General features: G+C 74.8%; 15 protein-coding genes. 11 read left to right on the top strand and 4 right to left on the bottom strand.

Going from position 1 to position 18112, the window contains the following annotated elements:
* Window positions 1-72: 72 nt before the first annotated feature.
* Complete coding sequence (locus A2U95_RS02955) at window positions 73-717, bottom strand: nucleotidyltransferase family protein (protein ID WP_166020670.1); 645 nt, start codon at window positions 715-717, stop codon at window positions 73-75.
* Between the two features lie 290 nt (window positions 718-1007).
* On the opposite strand from A2U95_RS02955, the gene A2U95_RS02950 reads away from it, so the two are divergent.
* The gene (locus A2U95_RS02950; RefSeq protein ID WP_166020669.1) at window positions 1008-1325 is read left to right on the top strand and encodes a DUF5955 family protein; all 318 of its coding nucleotides are present in this window, start codon (window positions 1008-1010) and stop codon (window positions 1323-1325) included.
* Between the two features lie 67 nt (window positions 1326-1392).
* On the opposite strand, the gene A2U95_RS02945 is transcribed toward A2U95_RS02950, so the two are convergent.
* Complete coding sequence (locus tag A2U95_RS02945; RefSeq protein WP_420856951.1) at window positions 1393-2172, bottom strand: IclR family transcriptional regulator; 780 nt, start codon at window positions 2170-2172, stop codon at window positions 1393-1395.
* Between the two features lie 212 nt (window positions 2173-2384).
* Here A2U95_RS02945 and allB point away from each other — a divergent pair, with 212 nt between their 5' ends.
* The 3 genes from allB (at window position 2385) to A2U95_RS02930 (ending at window position 6191) form a co-directional block, all read left to right on the top strand.
* Entirely contained in the window at window positions 2385-3779 is a 1395-nt protein-coding gene (gene allB / locus A2U95_RS02940) for an allantoinase AllB (RefSeq protein ID WP_166024750.1), read from the top strand.
* Window positions 3776-4903, top strand: a complete 1128-nt coding sequence (gene alc, locus A2U95_RS02935) for an allantoicase (RefSeq protein WP_166020667.1) — start codon at window positions 3776-3778, stop codon at window positions 4901-4903. Before allB ends, alc begins: the two co-directional genes overlap by 4 nt.
* 106 nt (window positions 4904-5009) lie before the next feature.
* Window positions 5010-6191, top strand: coding sequence for a cytochrome P450 family protein (locus A2U95_RS02930; protein WP_206282807.1), 1182 nt, complete (start codon window positions 5010-5012; stop codon window positions 6189-6191).
* A gap of 35 nt (window positions 6192-6226) precedes the next feature.
* Here the strand turns inward: A2U95_RS02930 and A2U95_RS02925 are convergent, their stop codons facing one another.
* Window positions 6227-7237, bottom strand: a complete 1011-nt coding sequence (locus tag A2U95_RS02925) for a Gfo/Idh/MocA family protein (RefSeq protein ID WP_166020666.1) — start codon at window positions 7235-7237, stop codon at window positions 6227-6229.
* A 103-nt stretch (window positions 7238-7340) separates the two neighbouring features.
* Between A2U95_RS02925 and A2U95_RS02920 the strand changes: the two genes are divergently transcribed.
* The 7 genes from A2U95_RS02920 (at window position 7341) to A2U95_RS02890 (ending at window position 16156) form a co-directional block, all read left to right on the top strand.
* Complete coding sequence (locus tag A2U95_RS02920; protein WP_277350862.1) at window positions 7341-8126, top strand: GntR family transcriptional regulator; 786 nt, start codon at window positions 7341-7343, stop codon at window positions 8124-8126.
* Between the two features lie 171 nt (window positions 8127-8297).
* Entirely contained in the window at window positions 8298-9302 is a 1005-nt protein-coding gene (locus tag A2U95_RS02915; RefSeq protein WP_166020665.1) for a sugar ABC transporter substrate-binding protein, read from the top strand.
* Complete coding sequence (locus A2U95_RS02910; RefSeq protein ID WP_166020664.1) at window positions 9299-10348, top strand: ABC transporter permease; 1050 nt, start codon at window positions 9299-9301, stop codon at window positions 10346-10348. Before A2U95_RS02915 ends, A2U95_RS02910 begins: the two co-directional genes overlap by 4 nt.
* Window positions 10345-11202: an ATP-binding cassette domain-containing protein gene (locus tag A2U95_RS02905; RefSeq protein WP_166020663.1), complete on the top strand. Its 858-nt coding sequence runs from the start codon at window positions 10345-10347 to the stop codon at window positions 11200-11202. The genes A2U95_RS02910 and A2U95_RS02905 overlap by 4 nt, the downstream gene beginning before the upstream one ends.
* Window positions 11203-11341: 139 nt before the next feature.
* Window positions 11342-12520, top strand: coding sequence for an ROK family glucokinase (locus A2U95_RS02900; protein ID WP_166020662.1), 1179 nt, complete (start codon window positions 11342-11344; stop codon window positions 12518-12520).
* Complete coding sequence (locus tag A2U95_RS02895; RefSeq protein WP_420856950.1) at window positions 12517-13128, top strand: sugar kinase; 612 nt, start codon at window positions 12517-12519, stop codon at window positions 13126-13128. The genes A2U95_RS02900 and A2U95_RS02895 overlap by 4 nt, the downstream gene beginning before the upstream one ends.
* Before the next feature lie 163 nt (window positions 13129-13291).
* The gene (locus tag A2U95_RS02890) at window positions 13292-16156 is read left to right on the top strand and encodes a DEAD/DEAH box helicase (protein WP_240957177.1); all 2865 of its coding nucleotides are present in this window, start codon (window positions 13292-13294) and stop codon (window positions 16154-16156) included.
* On the opposite strand, the gene A2U95_RS02885 is transcribed toward A2U95_RS02890, so the two are convergent.
* On the bottom strand, window positions 16122-18112 hold a 1991-nt coding region (locus A2U95_RS02885), incomplete at its 5' end, for a polyketide synthase dehydratase domain-containing protein (protein ID WP_166020661.1). The two genes, A2U95_RS02890 and A2U95_RS02885, sit on opposite strands and share 35 nt — an antisense overlap.

Raw genomic sequence — 18112 nt, 5'->3', positions numbered from 1 at the left:
ACTCCTTCAGCAGGGGCACTTCCGACACTTCTGATGAGTGGACACCAGTTTCCTCATGGCGGAAAGGGAAGTTCAACGCCCGGGCCGCAGGCGGGCCAGATCCGCCTCCGTGTCGATGTCGTGGGGATCGGCCACGTCGGCGCAGTCCACCGGCGCGACCTCCGCCTCACGCTCCCTCAGGTAGGCGCGTGCCCCCTGGTCGCCCTCGGCACGCGCGGCGATTCCCGCCCAGTGCGCGCGGCCGAACAGCACCGGGTGGCCGCGTGCGCCGGCGTACTCGGCCAGGACCAGGGCCCCCGGCAGCGCGGACGGGCCCTCGGCGAGGCCCGCCTCCAGCACCCGGCGGACGGCGCGCTCGCCGATGCCCGGCTGGTCCACCAGCAGCACCAGCGCGGCCCGCGCGCCGGTCCCCGCCAGCGAGGCGAGGCCGGCGCGGAGCGAGGCGCCCATGCCCTGCTCCCAGTGGGGGCTGTCCACCAGCACGCAGCCCGGCAGGCGGGCCCGCGCCCGGACCCGGTCGGCGCCGGCGCCGAGGACCACGTGCACCCGCCCGCAGCCACCGGCGCGCAGGGCCTCGGCGGCCCGCTCCACCAGCAGGGCGCCACGGTGCTCCAGCAAGGCCTTGGGACGGCCTCCGAGCCGCCGCCCGCCGCCCGCCGCGAGCAGCAGTCCGGCGACGTCGGCGGAGGTGTCACGGGCGCGTTGCGTTCCTGTCATGGGTCCTGCATACCTGACCTGCGCGAACGGCGTCACCGGCCTGTGGACGACCGGCAGTTTCGTTGCCGGGAGTGAACCCTATGGGTGGAATTTGTCTCCTTGGAGTGGCGCGGCGGCCGCGGGGTGGCGTTTACTGGCTGCCCCGCGTTTCACGGCGTCCGACCAGCGCCGTGCGCGGGAGGGGTTGCGCATGAGGGAGCGCAGGATCTGCGAGCCGGCTCGTGCCCCTGGTTCCCAGGGAGTCGACGTGCGACACACGATGCCCGGCCGACGACGTAAGGGGGAGTGCGGTGTTGCGGAGCTTGGAGTGCCCGCCGGCCGAGGGCCGGGGGGAGGACCCGCGGGTGGCGGGACTGAAGAGTGCCGTGGCCCGGCTGCGGCGTGAACTGGCCGCCTACCGGTCGGAGCTGACCGACCGGGCGGTGGCGGAGGAGGAGATCGCGGGCCTCGCCGCGCTCGCGGCCGAGGGTTCGCCCGATCCGGCCCGGCTGCGGCGCTCGCTGCTGCTGATCGCCGGGGCGGTCGGTTCCGTGTCCGCCCTCGCCGGGGGCATGGGCGAGGTCCGCAGGGCGGTGGAGCAGTTCGACTCCCCGGCCCCGGCGGTCTGACGGGGCGCCCGCCGCGTGCGGTTCCCCGGGCCGGACGGCGGCCGGGGAACCGCACGGCGGACATCCGTCACGGGGCGGCGGCCGCCCCCCGCAGCGTCTCGCCCAGCTCGGCGGCGACCGCGCGCAGCACCGGCACGATCCGTGCCATCGCCTCGTCGGTGACCCGGCCGGCGGGCCCCGACACCGACAGCGCCGCCCGGGTCGGCGACCCCGGCACGGCCACGGCCAGGCAGCGGACGCCCACCTCCTGCTCGTTGTCGTCCACCGCGTACCCCGCCCGCCGGACCTCCTCCAGCGCCGCCAGGAACGCGTCGGGACGGGTGATGGTCCGGTCCGTCGCGGCCGGCATCCCGGTGCGGGCCAGCAGCGCCCGCACCTCCTCGGGCGAGGAGTCCGCCAGCAGCGCCTTGCCCACCCCGGTCGAGTGCGGCAGCACCCGGCGCCCCACCTCGGTGAACATCCGCATCGAGTGCTTCGACGGCACCTGCGCCACGTACACCGCCTCGTCGCCGTCCAGCAGCGCCATGTTGGCGGTTTCGCCGGTCTCCTCGACCAGCCGGGCCAGGTACGGGCGGGCCCACGACCCCAGCAGCCGGGACGCGGACTCGCCGAGCCGGATCAGCCGCGGTCCGAGCGCATAGCGGCGGCTCGGCTGCTGGCGGGCGTAGCCGCAGGTGACCAGCGTGCGCATCAGCCGGTGGATGGTCGGCAGCGGCAGGCCGCTGCCCGCCGCCAGTTCGCTCAGTCCGGCCTCGCCGCCCGCGTCCGCCATCCGCTCGAGCAGCTCGAACGCGCGTTCCAGGGACTGGACCGATCCACTCGGGGAGCTGGACGTCGGCACGGGCACGGTCCTTTCGGCGGGTGCTGGAACGGGGGAAGCGTAGCCGCAACGCGGCGGCGGGGACCGGCCGGTGGCGCTCGGCCGCCCCGGCCCGCTCTTGACGCGGCGGGGCCCCGGAGGAATCCTTCAACAAATCGTTGAAGCCGGCGCGTCGCGTCGCGCGGAGCGTGAGGAGGAGGGCCGTCCCCGTGCCCGAGGCAGAACTGCCCGAGACGGAGCTGTCCCGTACGGAGCCGTCCCGGGGCGGGCCGCCCGGGACGGAGCTGGTGGTGCGCTCCACCCGCGTGGTCACGCCCGAGGGGATCCGCGCCGCCTCGGTCTGCGTGTCCGGCGGCGAGATCACCGCGGTCCTCGCCCACGACGCCCCTGTCCCGCCCGGAGCCCTGCTCGAGGACGTCGGGGACCTGGTGGTGCTGCCCGGCCTGGTGGACACCCACGTCCACGTCAACGACCCCGGACGCGCGCACTGGGAGGGCTTCCGGTCCGCCACCCGCGCCGCGGCGGCCGGCGGCGTCACCACGCTGATCGACATGCCGCTCAACTCCCTCCCGCCCACCACCACACCGCGCCACCTCGAGACCAAGCGCGCGGCGGCGCGGGGCCGCGTCCACGTCGACGTCGGGTTCTGGGGCGGCGCCGTCCCGGACAACACCGGGTGGTTCCGCCCGCTCCACGAGGCCGGCGTCTTCGGCTTCAAGGCCTTCCTCTCGCCCTCCGGGGTCGAGGAGTTCCCGGAGCTGGACCGCGCGGGGCTGGCCCGCGCCATGGCCGCGATCGCCGCGTTCGACGGGCTGCTGATCGTGCACGCCGAGGACCCCCACCGCCTCGCCGAGGCGCCGCAGCGCGGCGGCCCCCGGTACGCCGACTTCCTCGCCTCCCGGCCACGGCACGCCGAGGACCGGGCCGTCGCCCGCGTGCTGGAGCTGGCGCGGGAGACGGAGGCGCGCGTGCACATCCTGCACCTCTCCTCCGCCGACGCCCTGCCGCTGATCGCGGCGGCCAGGGCCGACGGGGTGCGGGTCACCGCGGAGACCTGCCCGCACTACCTGACCCTCACCGCCGAGGAGGTCCCCGACGGCGCCAGCGAGTTCAAGTGCTGCCCGCCGATCCGCGAGGCGGCCAACCAGGACCTGCTGTGGAAGGGCCTGGCCGACGGCACCGTCGACTGCGTGGTCACGGACCACTCGCCGTCCACCGCCGACCTCAAGACCGAGGACTTCGCCACCGCGTGGGGCGGCATATCCGGCCTGCAGCTCAGCCTGTCCGCCGTCTGGACCGGGGCGCGCCGCCGCGGGCACGGCCTGGGCGACGTGGCGCGCTGGATGTCCGCGCGCACCGCCGCCCTGGCCGGGCTGGACCGCAAGGGCGCCGTCGCCGCCGGGCGCGACGCGGACCTCGTCGTGTTCGACCCCGACGCGTCGTTCACCGTCGACCCGGCCGGACTCCAGCACCGCAACCCGGTCACCGCCTACGCCGGCCGCACCCTCCAGGGCGTCGTCCGCGCCACCTGGCTGCGCGGGCGGAGGATCCACCTGGACGGCACGTTCACCGAACCCGCCGGCCGCCTGCTGCGGCGCCGGCCCACCCCGGAAAGGCAGGACCCCTCCCCGTGACGGCGATCCCCCGCTTCACCGGCCCCGCCGAGCCCTACCGCGGCGGCGATCCGTACGCCGACCACCGCACGGCCGTGTTCCCCTTCGCCGCCCTGCCCGACCTCGCCGACCGGCGGCTCGGCGCGGCCGTGATCGCCGCCAGCGACGAGTTCTTCGCCCCCCGGGAGAACCTGCTGCTGCCGGGCCGGCCCGTGTTCGACCCGGAGAGCTTCGGCCACAAGGGCAAGGTGATGGACGGCTGGGAGACCCGCCGGCGGCGCGGCGCGTCGGCCGCCGAGCCGTGGCCCGCCGACGACGACCACGACTGGGCGCTGGTGCGCCTCGGCGCCCCCGGCGTGGTGCGCGGCGTCGTCGTGGACACCGCGCACTTCCGCGGCAACCACCCGCAGGCGGTCTCGGTCGAGGGCGCCGACGTGCCGGGCACCCCCTCCCCGGAGGAACTGCTGGCCGACGGCGTCACGTGGACGCCGCTGGTGCCGCGCACCCCGGTCGGCGGTCACGCGGCCAACGGCTTCGAGGTGGCCGTGGAGCGGCGGTGCACGCACCTGAGGCTCCGTCAGTACCCCGACGGGGGCATCGCCCGGCTGCGGGTCCACGGCGAGGTCGTCCCCGACCCCGAGTGGCTGACCGCCCTCGGCGTCCTGGACGTCGTCGCGCTCGCCAACGGCGGCGCGGTCGAGGACGTCTCCGACCGCTTCTACTCCCCGGCCGTCCACACCATCCTGCCCGGCCGGTCGGCCCGTATGGACGAGGGCTGGGAGACCCGCCGCCGGCGCGACCGGGGCCACGACCGGATCACCTACCGGCTCACCGCCCACGCGGCCGTCCGCGCCGTCGAGATCGACACCGCCTGCCTGAAGGGCAACAGCGCCGGCTGGGCGTCCGTCTCCCTGTGGGACGACGACGGGCGCGGCGCCGCCGGCTCGTGGACCGAGATCGTGCCCCGCACCCGCCTGCAGCCCGACACCAACCACCGCTTCGTCCTGCCCGCCCCGGTGACCGGCACCCACGCCCGTCTCGACGTGCACCCCGACGGGGGGATCTCCCGTCTGCGCCTCCACGGCACCCTCACCCCGGAGGGGACCCGCGCCCTCACCGACCGCCTGCGCGAACTGGGCGGCTGACGCCCCGGGGCCTCCGCCACGCCGGACCCGGAACCCGCCGGGGGCCCCGGGCGTTCCCCTGTCGGGGGACGCGGGGTCCCCCGACAGGGGCGCACAGGGGGTCTTGATGGCGGACGTGGTGGACCTGCGGCAGTACGGCGAGCGTTTCCGTGCCGACCCGCACCCGGTGTACGAGGAGTTACGGCGTGGCGGGCCGGTGCACCGGGTGCTGCTGCCCGCACCGGAGGAGTACGAGACCTGGCTGGTCGTGGGCCACCGCGAGGCGCGTGCCGCGCTCGCCGACCCGCGGCTGGCCAAGGACCCCGAGAAGCTGGGCATCACCGGCTTCGGCCAGGACCCGATCGGCAGGCACCTGCTCTTCGCCGACCCGCCCCGGCACAGCCGGCTGCGGCACCTGGTCTCCAAGGCGTTCACACCCCGCCGGGTGGAGGCGCTGCGGCCGCGCGTCCAGGAGATCACCGACGACCTGCTCGACCGGATGCTCCCCGCGGGCCGCGCGGACCTGGTGGAGTCGCTCTCCTACCCGCTGCCCATGGCCGTGATCTGCGAGCTCCTCGGCGTGCCCGAGGGCGACCGCGCGCGCTTCCGCAGCGTGTCCACCGAAGCCGTGGCGCCGGCCACCGAAGCCGACGGGCGCAAGGCCGCCGACGTCTTCGCCGAGTACCTGACCGAACTGATCGAGGACAAGCGGTGCGCCGGTCCCGGTGACGACCTGCTGAGCGAACTGATCCGCGTCTCCACCGAGGACGGCGACCGCCTCTCGTCCCGCGAACTCACCGCCATGGCCTTCCTGCTGCTCCTCGCCGGCCACGAGACCACGGTCAACCTGATCACCACCGGCGTCCACGCACTGCTCACGCATCCGGAGCAACTGGCCCTGCTGCGGGCCGACATGTCGCTCCTCGGGGGAGCGGTCGAGGAGACCCTCCGCTACGAGGGGCCGGTGGAGACGGCCACCTTCCGCTTCGCCGCCGAGCCGCTGGAGATGGGCGGGGTGCACGTCGGGCGAGGTGAGCAGGTGATGATCGGCCTCACCGCGGCCAACCGCGACCCCGCCCGCCACCCCGACCCGCACCGCTTCGACATACGCCGCCCGAACGCGGGCCACCTCGCCTTCGGGCACGGCATCCACTTCTGCCTGGGCGCGCCGCTGGCCCGGCTGGAGGGACGGATCGCGATCGGCTCCCTGCTGCGGCGCGCCCCCCGCCTGGCCCTCGACGGACCGCCCGGCGAGTGGCTGCCCGGCATGCTCGTGCGCGGCCTGCGCTCCCTGCCCGTGCGGTGGTGACCGGGTGACCCGGCCCCGCGTCCCGCCCCGCACGGTCAGCGCGGGCCGTCGGGGATCTCGCCCAGGTGGACGGGCCTGCGTTCGCGGCGGGAGAGCTCGCAGGCCTCCGCGATCCGCAGCGCCTCCAGCGCCTGCCGGCCGTCGCACGGGTTGGGCCGGGCGCCGCGGACCACGTCCAGGAAGGTGTACAGCTCCGCCTGGTAGGCCGGGGCGAACCGCTCGAGGAACCCGGTCCACGGCTTCTCCGCCGCGGACGGCCCGCCGGGTCCGGCCGAGAAGAACGGCGTGCGTTCGTCCAGCCCCACCACCACCTGGTCCAGTTCGCCGGCCAGCTCCATCCGCTGGTCGTAGCCCGAACCGTTGAGCCGGGTCCCGGTCACGGTGGCCAGGGTGCCGTCGTCCAGGGTGAGCACCACCGCCGCCGTGTCCACCTCCCCGGCGTCCCGGAACATCGCCGGTCCGGCGGCGGACCCGGCCGCGTACACCTCGGACACCTCCCGGCCGGTCACCCAGCGGAGGGTGTCGAAGTCGTGGATCAGCACGTCCCGGTACAGCCCGCCGGAGAGCGCCAGCTGCCCGGCGGGCGGCGGCGCCGGCTCGGCGGTCAGCGCCCGCACCGTGTGCAGCCGCCCCAGCCGGCCGCTCCACACGGCCTCCCGGGCGGCCGCGTGGGCGGCGTCGAAGCGGCGCTGGAAACCCATCTGGAGCACCGTGCCCGCCGCCTCCACGTCGGCGATCGCCTCCAGCGTGGACCACAGGTCCAGTGCGATCGGCTTCTCGCAGAAGGCCGGCAGCCCGTAGCGGGCGGCGCGCCGGATCAGGTCGGAGTGGGCCGAGGTCGACGCGGTGATGACCACCGCGTCGACGCCCCAGTTGAACACCTCGTTCACGCCGGGCGCCACCGTCGCCCCCAGCCGCTGGCCGATCTCCTGTGCCCTGTCCTGGTCCGTGTCGGTGACGACCAGGGATCCCACCTCGCTGTGACGGCTGAGGACGTGGGCGTGCAGGGCCCCGATCCGTCCCGTGCCGATGACTCCGATGCGCATGAGGACAAAAAATGGCCGTCGCCTGACGCGATGTCAAAGCGCATGTCCGTTTGACCGGACATACGGTTTCACTTCCACCTCGCACGGGCGTTAACCTCCGCCCGTGGCGAGAGCAGAGACCGATCCCACCGACCCCCTCGTGTCGCTCGGGCTGGGCGTCGACCGCGGCAGCCCGGTCCCCCTCTACTTCCAGCTGGCCGAGCAGCTGCGCGCGGCGATCGAGCAGGGCAGGCTGGCGCCCGGCGCGCTGCTGGGCAACGAGGTGGCGTTCGCCGCCCGGCTCGGCCTCTCCCGGCCCACCGTCCGGCAGGCGCTGCGGACCCTGGTCGACCAGGGGCTGCTGGTGCGCCGCAAGGGCGTGGGCACCCGGGTCGTCCCCGCCGCCGCGGCCACCGGCGCCGGACCGCGGCCGGCGCTGACCAGCCTCCACGACGAGCTCGACGCGGCCGGACGGCGCCCCGCCACCCGGGTGCTGGAGAGCGCCGTGGTGGCCGCCCCCGCCGACGTCGCCCGGGCGCTGGGCGTCGAGGAGGGCGCCGAGGTGCGCCGGCTGGAGCGGCTGCGCCTGGCGGACGACGAACCGCTGGCCGTGCTGCGCAGCCACCTGCCGCTGCGGGCGCCGCTGCCCCCGGCGGCGGAACTGGAGGCCACCGGGCTGTTCCGGCTGCTGCGCGCCGCCGGCGTCGTCCCGCACAGCGCCCGGCAGCGCGTCGGCGCGCGCGGGGCGACGGAGTCTGAGGCCCGTCTGCTGGACGAGCGGGAGGGCGCGCCGCTGCTCACCCTGTGGCGGGTCGTGGTCGACGCGACCGGACGCGCCGTCGAGTGCGCCGACCACGCCGTCCGCCCCACCCGCTGGGTCCTCGACCAGCGCCTGCTCGCCCCGGAGTGACGCGTTCCACGTCGCCGGGCAGGACGGCCCGACGGCTCACCCCGCCGACCTTCCCGCCATCCGGATGTTCGATAATGCTGCGTTCGGGTGGGACGGCGACCGGCCGTTCCCCCGTGCCGGAGAGCGCGGAGGAAGATCCGCGGAAGCCGAGAAGGAAGAAGGACACACCTCGTGGGACGGTTTCGGGCCTGGGTGGGCATCGCGGTGGCAGGGGCGCTCTGCGTCTCGGCCGCCGGCTGCAGCAGCACCGGCGGCAAGCGCGCCGAGGACGCCCGGAAGGCCGCGGCGGCCCAGGGGAAGGCGGCGGTGAACACCCCCCGGTGGACCTTCGCCATGATCACGCACTCCGGTGACGGCGACACCTTCTGGGACATCGTCCAGAACGGGGCCGAGCAGGCCGCCGTCAAGGACAACATCAACTTCCTCTACTCCCACGACGCCGAGGCGCAGCAGCAGGCCCAGCTCGTGGACGCCGCGGTGGACAAGAAGGTCGACGGCATCATCGTCACCCTCGCCAAGCCCGAGGCGATGAAGGCCGCGGTGGACCGCGCCGTGAGGGCCGGGATCCCGGTGGTCACGGTCAACTCCGGCTCCGAGGTCTCCGAGGAGTTCGGCGCCCTGACCCACATCGGCCAGGACGAGACCGTCGCCGGCCGCGCGGTCGGCGAGGAGCTCAACGCCCGCGGGAAGCGGAAGGTCCTCTGCGTCCTGCACGAGCAGGGCAACGTCGGCCACGAGCAGCGGTGCGACGGCCTGAAGGAGACCTTCGAGGGAACGGTGGAGAACCTGTACGTCGAGGGCACCAACATGCCCGACGTCCAGTCCACCATCGGCGCCAAGCTCGAGGCGGACAAGAAGGTCGACGCGATCGTCACCCTGGGCGCCCCGTTCGCCGACACCGCGGCGAGGGCGAAGGAGGAGGCCGGCAGCAAGGCCGAGATCGACACCTTCGACCTCAACGCCAAGGTCGCCGCCGGCCTGAAGGACGGCACCCTCGGCTTCGCCGTCGACCAGCAGCCCTACCTCCAGGGCTACCAGGCCGTCGACCTGCTGTGGCTGTACAAGTACAACGCCGACGTGCTCGGCGGCGGGCAGCCCGTGCTGACCGGCCCGCAGATCGTCACCGAGGAACAGGCCGGGGAACTGGCCGAGTACGCGGAACGGGGCACCCGATGAGCCCCGCCGCCCCGGCCGCGGCCGCCCCCGCGGACGAACGTCTGCTGCGCACCTCGCCGCTGCGGCGGCTGCTCGGCAGGCCCGAGCTGGGCGCCGTGGTCGGCGCCGTGGCCGTCTTCGTCTTCTTCGCCTTCGCCGCCGACTCCTTCCTGCGCGCCTCGAGCCTGAGCACCGTCCTGTACGCGGCGTCCACCATCGGCATCATGGCCGTCCCGGTGGCGCTGCTGATGATCGGCGGCGAGTTCGACCTCTCCGCGGGCGTCCTGGTCACCACGTCGGCGCTGGTCTCGTCGATGTTCAGCTACCAGATGACCGCCAACGTCTGGGTCGGCGTCGGAGTGTCGCTGCTGGTCACGCTGGCCGTCGGCGCGTTCAACGGGTTCATGCTGACCCGCACCAGGCTGCCGAGCTTCATCATCACCCTCGGCACCTACCTGATGCTGATCGGCATGAACCTCGGGTTCACCAAGCTGATCAGCGAGACGGTCTCCACCAAGACCGTCGCCGACATGGAGGGCTTCCCCGAGGCCAAGGCGGTCTTCGCCTCCACGCTCACGCTCGGCGGGATCAGCTTCAAGATCACCATCCTCTGGTGGCTGCTGCTGATCGCCGTCGCCTCCTGGATCCTGCTGCGCACCAGGGCGGGCAACTGGATCTTCGCCGTCGGCGGCAACGAGGCGGCGGCCCGGGCGGTCGGCGTGCCGGTGCGCGCCACCAAGATCGGCCTCTACATGGGCGTGGCACTCGCGGCCTGGATCTCCGGCCAGCACCTGCTCTTCAGCTACGACGTCGTCCAGTCCGGCGAGGGCGTCGGCAACGAGCTGATCTACATCATCGCGGCGGTCATCGGCGGCTGCCTGATCACCGGCGGCTACGGCTCCGCCGTCGGGTCCGCGGTCGGCGCCCTGATCTTCGGCATGACCAGCAAGGGCATCGTCTTCGCGGAGTGGGAGTCCGACTGGTTCAAGTTCTTCCTCGGAGCGATGCTGCTCCTGGCGACCCTGCTCAACCACTGGGTCCGCAAGCGCGCGGAGGCGACCACATGACCACGGCGACCGAACCGACCGCCGGGCCGGCCCCGCTGGTCGAGCTGGAACAGGTCAGCAAGTACTACGGCAACGTCCGCGCCCTGGAGGGCGTCTCCCTCCAGGCCCGCGCGGGCGAGATCACCTGCGTCCTGGGCGACAACGGCGCGGGCAAGTCCACCCTGATCAAGATCATCTCGGGGCTGCACGGCCACGACGCCGGCTCCTTCCGGATCGACGGCGAGGAGACCCGGCTCGCCGGACCCCGCGCCGCCCTGGACCGCGGCATCGCCACCGTCCACCAGGACCTGGCGGTCGTCCCGCTGATGCCGGTCTGGCGGAACTTCTTCCTCGGCTCCGAGCCCACCAGGGGACGCGGTCCCCTCCGCCGCATGGACGTCGAGTTCATGCGGCGCACCGCCCACGCCGAACTGCTGCGCATGGGCATCGACCTGCGCGACGTCGACCAGCCCATCGGCACCCTCTCCGGCGGAGAACGGCAGTGCGTGGCCATCGCCCGCGCCGTGTACTTCGGCGCCAGGGTGCTGATCCTCGACGAGCCGACCGCCGCCCTCGGCGTCAAGCAGTCGGGTGTGGTCCTGAAGTACGTGGCCGCCGCCCGGGACGCCGGACTGGCTGTTGTGTTCATCACCCACAACCCGCACCACGCCTACCTGGTCGGCGACCGCTTCGTGCTGCTCAAGCGCGGCACCATGGCGGGCCTTCACACCCGTGACGCGATCACCCTCGACGAGCTGACCCGGCAGATGGTCGGCGGGGACGAGCTGGACGACCTGCGCCACCAGTTGGAGCGTCCGGAACCGGACGTCCCCCGCGGGGCGGCCGCGGCGGACGAGGAGCGGCGGCGGCCGTGAGCGCGTCGACGGGACGGGCGGCGCGCACCGCGCCGCGAGGACGGACGGCCCGCCCGGGACGCGGGAGCCGGGTGGGGCGCGGGAGCCGGGTGGGGCGCCGCCATGCGGCGGCTCGCCGGATTGAGGCAGAATCGGCGCGATGAGCACCTACCGCGACCTCGCACTGCCCCGGGCGCTGAACCCGGCCCGGGCGGCCGGAGCCCCGATCGGCTCGCGCCGTGCCCCCGTCCTGCGGACGGTGGGCTCCCGGGAGCGCCGTTCGCACCTGTCGGCGCCCCGTGTCCCCACGGTCGGCATCGACATCGGCGGCACGAAGGTGATGGCCGGCGTCGTCGACGCCGACGGCAACATCCTGGAGAAGCTCCGGGCCGAGACCCCGGACAAGTCCAAGAGCCCCAAGGTCGTCGAGGACACCATCGCCGAGCTGGTGCTGGACCTCTCCGACCGGCACGACGTGCACGCCGTCGGCATCGGCGCGGCCGGCTGGATCGACGCCGACCTCAACCGGGTGCTCTTCGCCCCGCACCTGTCCTGGCGCAACGAGCCGCTGCGCGACCGGCTGGCCGAGCGGCTCGCGGTACCGGTGCTGGTCGACAACGACGCCAACGCCGCCGCCTGGGCCGAGTGGCGGTTCGGGGCGGGCAGGGGCGAGGACCACCTCGTCATGATCACGCTCGGCACCGGCATCGGCGGCGCCATCCTCGAGGACGGCCGGGTCAAGCGTGGCAAGTTCGGCGTGGCCGGCGAGTTCGGCCACATGCAGGTCGTCCCCGGCGGACACCGCTGCCCGTGCGGCAACCGCGGCTGCTGGGAGCAGTACAGCTCCGGCAACGCCCTGGTCCGTGAGGCCCGCGAGCTCGCCGCCGCCGACTCACCGGTGGCGTTCGGGGTCATCGAGCACGTCAAGGGCGACGTCTCCGCGATCACCGGTCCGATGATCACCGAGCTGGCCCGCGAGGGCGACGCCATGTGCGTCGAGCTGCTCCAGGACATCGGCCAGTGGCTCGGCGTCGGCATCGCCAACCTGGCGGCCGCCCTCGACCCGTCCTGCTTCGTCATCGGCGGCGGCGTCTCGGCCGCCGACGACCTGCTCATCGGCCCCGCCCGGGACGCCTTCCGCCGCCACCTCACCGGCCGCGGCTACCGTCCCGAGGCCCGGATCGCCCGCGCCCAGCTCGGCCCGGAGGCCGGCATGGTGGGCGCTGCCGACCTGTCCCGCCTGGTCGCCCGCCGCTTCCGCCGCGCCAAGCGCCGCCGGACGGAGCGCTACGAGCGGGTGCCCGACGCCGCGGTCCGGGGCTCAGGGGACGGCCTGTGACCGACGCCCGGCCCCCGGAGCGCGGCGAGCCGTCCCGCGGGGACGCGCACCGGGATCCCCTGCTGCGGGCCGGTGACGACCAGGAGGCCCGCCGCCGGGTGATCCGCCGCCGCGCGCTCACCCTGCTCACCATCGTGCTGCTGATCGGGATCCCGGCCGGCTACCTGGTGATCTCCGGCGCCCAGAGCCGGGACAGCGGCAAGGACAAGGAGGCCCGGTACTCCGCCACCGGCCTCACCTGGGGCTGGCCGTCCAAGGTGCAGCGCCGCATCTACCAGGTGCCCATCCCGCACCCGGCGGAGCTGGTCGCCCAGTACGAGACCAACAACTGGCGCACCAGCCGGCTGCACGTCCAGTTCCTGACCACCGACGCGGGCCTGGACACCTTCCTGCGCTCCCTGGGCGTCACCCGGGACGACCTGAAGAAGGACGAGATCACCATCGGCGAACGCGACCGGCGCACCGCGGGCTGGGAGTTCCGCGGCCCGGGTCCCTGGTACGGGGTCACCCACGCCCAGGAGGACCCGCTGCCCACGCAGAACGTGGTCGTCAACATGTCGGACCCGGCTAACCCGATGGTGTACGTGGTTTCCCGCACCACGCCCTGACCTGCGCTTCCGCCGCTACGAGAGGGTCGTTCGCCGCCCGTTCCGGGCCCGCGGACGGCCCTCCGCCCGTGCGGCGGGACCACCGCGCGCGTCCGTTGTCGGCACCCGAACGTAAAGTCGAAAACACGTGAGGAGCGACGAGCACATGGAGGAGGGCAGGCGCATGCACCGCACGGGCACCACCACCGCACCGGCACACCTGGCCGCCGTCTTCCTCCCCGCCGCCCTGCCCCGCGAGGGACGCGTCGCGTTCTGGGACCCGGCCGGGGACCCGCTCCCCGAAGGGGCGGAGACCACCGACCTCACCGTGGTCCGGCCGCACGGCGCGGGCGTCCGCCGCCGCACCGTCCCCGCCGTCGTCCTCCCGGTCGCCGCGGCCCTGCCGCTGCTGGTCCGCGCCCGGCGGGACCCGGCCGCCCACCCGGCCGCCGCCTGCTGGGGCGCCGCCGCACTGCACGCCCTGCGGCTGGTCGCCCGCGGCCGGCTGCTCCCCGGCCTCACCCCCGAGGGGTACGACGCCTGGCGGGCCGGCCCCCTGGAACCCGAGGACGCGGCGCACCTGCGCGCGGTCGCCGCCGCCCTGCCCCCCGAGGGGCACGCCGTTCCGCTGCCCGGCCCGGCCCCGCTGCGCCTGCCCGGCCCCGAGACACTGGTCCGCGCCTTCCTGGACGCGGTGGCCGACGCCCTGCCCCGCACGCCGGCCGCCCCCCACGCCGTCGGCGGGCCCTTCGCCGCAGCCGGGGCGCAGCGCCTGCCCGGCGCCCACGAGTGGGCCGCGGAGGTCGCCTCCGGGATGGACGCCGGCGTGCGGATCTCGCTGCGCCTGGACCTGTCCGCGTTCAGCCTGTTCGACAGCGACGACGCCGGGAGCGGCGTCACCGCGCCCGCCGGGGAGGGCGGCGCCGGCGCGGTGACCCGCCGGGCCGGCGCCGCGATCGTCCAGGTGCACAGCCTCGCCGACCCGACGCTGGTGGTCGACGCCGCCGCCCTCTGGGCGGGGCGGGCGCCCGACGCCTTCGGCCCCCGCGCCCGGATCGACGCGGCCCTCGCGGTGCGCCGCGCGGCCCGGGTCTGGCCCCCGCTGGAACGCCTCACCGAGCAGGACGTCCCCGACGTGATGGCCCTCGGCGAGGAGGAGGTGACCGACCTGCTCGGCGTCGCCGCCTCCCGGCTGGCCGCCGCCGGAGTCACCGTGCACTGGCCGCGCGACCTCGCCCAGGACCTCTCCGCCACCGCCGTGGTCCGCCCCGCGCCCGGCTCCGCCACCGACGGCACCGGATTCTTCGAGAGCGAGGACCTGCTCCGCTTCGAATGGCAGCTCGCCCTCGGCGGCGAACCGCTCACCGAGGCGGAGATGGACGCCCTCGCCGAGTCGCACCGCCCCGTCGTCCGCCTCCGCGACCGGTGGGTGGTCGTCGACCCCGCCCTGGTCCGCAAGGCCCGCAAGCGCGACCTCGGCCTGCTCGACCCGGTCGACGCGCTCGCCGTCGCCCTCACCGGCTCCGCCGAGGTCGACGGCGAGACGGTCGAGGCCGTCCCGGCCGGCGCGCTCGCGACCCTCCGGGACCGCCTGGTCATCGGACCGCGGCCCGCCGCCGCGCCCGCGGGCCTCGACGCCGAGCTGCGCGACTACCAGCTGCGCGGCCTCGCCTGGCTCGACCTGATGACCTCGCTCGGCCTCGGCGGCTGCCTCGCCGACGACATGGGCCTCGGCAAGACGATCACCCTGATCGCCCTCCACCTCCGCCGCGCGGAGCGGAACCCGGCCGGGCGGCCCACCCTGGTGGTCTGTCCCGCCTCCCTGCTCGGCAACTGGCAGCGCGAGATCCAGCGGTTCGCCCCCGGCGCCCCGGTACGCCGCTTCCACGGCGCCGGCCGCGCCCTCACCGGCCTCGACGGCGGATTCGTCCTCACCACCTACGGCACCATGCGCTCCGCCGCCGGGGAACTCGCAGGCGTCGAGTGGGGGATGGTTGTCGCCGACGAGGCGCAGCACGTCAAGAACCCCGGCTCGGCCACCGCCCGCGCCCTGCGTACCATCCCCACCCCCGCCCGGGTCGCGCTCACCGGCACCCCCGTGGAGAACAACCTCTCCGAACTGTGGGCCCTCCTCGACTGGACCACGCCCGGCCTGCTCGGCCCCCTGAAGTCCTTCCGCGCCCGGCACGCCCGCGCGGTCGAGGGCGGCGAGGACCCGGAGGCCGCCGAGCGGCTCGCCCGGCTGGTCCGGCCCTTCCTGCTGCGCCGCCGCAAATCCGACCCCGGCATCGTCCCGGAGCTCCCGCCGAAGACCGAGACGGACCGCCCGGTCCCGCTGACCCGCGAACAGGCGTCGCTCTACGAGGCGGTGGTCCGCGAGTCCATGCTGGTCATCGAGGGCAGCGAGGGAATCGCCCGCCGCGGTCTGGTCCTGAAGCTGCTCACCTCCCTCAAGCAGATCTGCGACCACCCCGCGCTCTTCCTCAAGGAGGGCTTCTCCCCGGACCGGGCCCGCGCCGAGCGCTCCGGAAAGCTCACCCTGCTCGACGAACTGCTGGACACGGTCCTCGCCGAGGACGGGTCGATGCTGGTCTTCACCCAGTACGTCGGCATGGCCCGCCTGATCACCGCCCACCTCGCCGCCCGCTCCGTCCCCGCGGAGATGCTCCACGGCGGCACGCCCGTCGCCGAGCGGGAGCGCATGGTCGACCGCTTCCAGGAGGGCGGGACACCGGTGCTGGTTCTCTCCCTCAAGGCGGCCGGCACCGGTCTCAACCTGACCCGGGCCGGACACGTGGTGCACTTCGACCGCTGGTGGAACCCGGCGGTGGAGGAACAGGCCACCGACCGCGCCTACCGCATCGGCCAGACCCAGCCGGTGCAGGTGCACCGGCTGATCACCGAGGGCACGGTGGAGGACCGCATCGCCGAGATGCTGGAGGCGAAGCGGGCCCTGGCCGACGCGATCCTCGGCTCCGGCGAGGCGGCGCTCACCGAACTCACCGACCGCGAACTCACCGACCTCGTCTCCCTGCGGAGGCCCGCATGACACCCCCGCACGCGACCGGGCCGGACCCGCGAGGCACGGCCTCCGCCGTTCCGGGGACGCCGGGGCCGGGTGACCCCGGTGCGGACGCCCCGGGCTCCGGTACGGCCGGCCCCGGCGACGGCGACCTGCCCGGCGGAGACCTGCCCGGCGGTGTCCGGAACCCGGAGGACGACGACGCGACGCGGGCCGGCGGCGGGTCGCCGGGCGACGCCGGACTGCCGGGCGCGGACGCGGGGCCGGGCGCGTCCCGGGGTGACGCGGACAGGCCGGGACGCGGGGAGGGGCCCGCCGAGGCGGCGCGGCCCGACTGCGCCGACCGCAGCAGACCCCACACCGCACCCAGCACCGGATCACCACCGAACGACCCGACCGCCACCGCACCCCGCGTCACCACCAGCAGACGCGCGTCACTCTCCCGCTCCGCCGCCACCCACTCCTGCAACCACCCCAACACCCGCACCACCGCATCACGGACACCCTCGGAGTCCTCGACGCCCAGCTCGACCACCTGGGTCGGCGCCGCGTCCACCGGTTCGGCGGGGGCGGCCTTGGGCGTCCAGTCCACGCGGTAGAGGGAATCGGGGCCGGTCTCCTGGGCGGCGGTGCCGTCCAGCTGCCCCGGCGAGACGGAACGCAGGACCAGCGAGCCGATGCGGCCCACCGGCACCCCGATGCCGTCGGCCAGGTCCAGGGAGATCCTGCCGCCCTCGCCCGCCGTCATCCGCACGCGCAGCGCGGGCGAACCGACGGCGAACAGCTCCACCCCGGTCCACGCGAAGGGCAGGCCGGGACCGTCCAGGTCGGACACGCCGCCGGTCAGGCCGATGGCGTGCAGGGCGGAGTCCAACAGGGCCGGGTGCAGGCCGAACCGGCCCGCCTGCTCCGCGGCCTCACCCTCGAGACCCACCTCGACGAAGAGGTCGTCACCACGCCGCCAGACCGCACGCAGGCCCCGGAACACCGGACCGTAGCCGTAGCCCATGTCGGCGAGGAGGTCGTACATGCCCTCGACCGGCACCGCCTCGGCTCCCGCCGGCGGCCACTGGACCATGCCCACGGCGCTCGCCGCGGCCTGCTCCTGGCTCTCGGCGACGAAACCGGAGGCGTGCAGGGTCCAGACGGCGTCGACGTCCTCGCTCGGCACCGCCGAGTGGATCGTCAGCGGACGCCGGCCGTCGGACTCGGCCGCTCCGACCATGACCTGCAGCGCGCGGGCGCCGCGCTCCGGCAGCACCAGCGGTGCCTGGATGGTGAGCTCGTCGAGCACCGGGCAGCCGACCCGGCCACCCGCGTGCAGGGCGAGTTCGACGAACGCGGTGCCCGGCAGCAGCACCGTCCCGAGGACGGCGTGGTCCGCCAGCCAGGGGTGCGAGTCCAGTGACAGCCGGCTGGTGAACAGCGACACGTCCTCACCGGCGACCGCGACCGCACCCGCCAGCAGCGGGTGCGCGGAGCTGCTCAGACCCGCGCCGGCGAGGTCACCGGTGCGGTTGAAGTTCCGCGGCCAGTAGTGCTGGTGCTCGAAGGCGTAGGTGGGCAGGTCGGTCCGGCGGGCGCCGGTGCCGGCGAAGACGGTCTCCCAGTCGACGGCCACACCGTGGCAGTGCGCCTCGGCCAGGGAGGTGAGGAAGCGGTCCAGGCCGCCTTCGTAGCGGCGGAGGGTGCCCAGGACGGCGGCGTCCTCGACGGTGCCCTGCAGGCCCAGACCGAGCACCGGGTGGGGGCTGACCTCGACAAAGACGGTGTGCCCGTCGGCGAGGGCGGCGCGGGTGGCGCTCTCGAACTCGACGGTGTTGCGCAGGTTGTCGTACCAGTAGCCCCCGTCCATCACCGTCGCGTCGGCCTCGAGCAGGCGGCCGGTGAGGGAGGAGTAGAGCGGGACGTTCCCCTGCTGCGGCGTGATGCCGTCCAGCAGGCGCGCGAGTTCGTCGCGGATGGCCTCGACGTGGGCGGAGT

Source organism: Streptomyces chilikensis, from assembly GCF_001642695.1.
GTDB classification, from domain to species: Bacteria; Actinomycetota; Actinomycetes; order Streptomycetales; family Streptomycetaceae; genus Streptomyces; species Streptomyces chilikensis.
Note: the sequence above shows the minus strand (reverse complement) of the source record. Positions and strands in the feature narration are given on the sequence as shown.